The sequence below is a fragment of the Rubripirellula obstinata genome (assembly GCF_001642955.1).
GTDB classification, from domain to species: domain Bacteria; phylum Planctomycetota; class Planctomycetia; order Pirellulales; family Pirellulaceae; genus Rubripirellula; species Rubripirellula obstinata.
Map to the genome: position 1 here is coordinate 1 of NZ_LWSK01000299.1, position 1153 is coordinate 1153.

General features: G+C 53.6%; 1 protein-coding gene. It reads left to right on the forward strand.

The annotated features are described in order from the left end of the window. Positions 1-670 precede the first annotated feature (670 nt). A complete protein-coding gene (locus tag RC85_RS25950; RefSeq protein ID WP_068267874.1) occupies positions 671-949 on the forward strand; it encodes a hypothetical protein in 279 nt (92 codons plus the stop codon). Positions 950-1153: the final 204 nt, after the last annotated feature.

Consider the following 1153-nt stretch of genomic DNA (forward strand, 5'->3'; position numbering starts at 1 on the left):
AAGTCCGAGTTTTGGATGTGCCCCGCAGGGCAGCATCGAATCAAGTCAGGCAATATGGTGGGCATCGGAATCAAGCACAGGCGACAGCGCACCCGCTCGGATAACGTCCGCGTTCTGCGGGCGGCGGGTGAAGTCGTGCAAGCAAACATTTAAGCCGACCACCGCCGCTCCGTCAGCAACGCTTGGTTATCCGTCCACGGAATTAGAGCAAGAGTTATCGTCGACATCGGTAATACAGCAGGCGTATCCTGCATCTTGCATTGCCGGAATTAGCTTAGACATCAAGTGAAAGAAGTCTTCTGAGTTCGACAAACGGACGGAAACGTCATACGAGATTTGATCGCCAAACCATCGGAAGATTGGCGATTTGCAGAAGGCCGTTATACGCCGCGATGTATCTAGACCGTCATCCGATTGAAGGTGCCCATTAAATCTCGGGGCGAGGTACCCCATTGCCCCGCACCGAGCCTTGAAGGACAGCATAAGTTGCCCAGGTGGTTCGTCCCATTCATCTCCAGTCTCGACAAAACCCAACGCGAGTGCAAAGTCGACAACAGGTGGAAAACGCATTTTAACCGGCCAAGCAACAATAACCACGTCAAGTTCCGTGTCCTCAATCTGATGAGCGACGCAGACTTCTCTAAAGACTGCGACTAAGTTCGCAACCGTCATGCGTTCGCCAGACGCAATGGATGCGAGCAAAGAATCGCGAAGAGTCTCTCGTCCGTTTTGTTTTGGCAAGATCATGGATCTGGGACGGATAACGGTCGGGATCACCGGGTACGGAGAGAAAAGTCAACCATCACAGAAAATCGCGCAAGCCGTACTCCGGTGCATCCCATGGTTATCCGCGATCATGTTTACGTTGGTGACCGCCACCTACGAGGCGGTCAGTCGGAACGCCAGTGTAGCGAAGGGAATGCGGTTACGTCAAATTTGCCGACGATGATGGCCCGGAAGGGAAAAATCAATCGTCGTCGGCAAATTTGACGTTACCGCAAAGGGTTGAATCAGGGAAAAACGTTCCAATGCGGTCGCCCGTGACATCAGGCGTTGGTTACGAAGTTGCGGTCGGAACCACCTTGGAGGCGACGACGTTCCGTATCGGCGGCGATCAGTGAAAATGCGTGACGAAGGAAGATCGCCGGCGGTG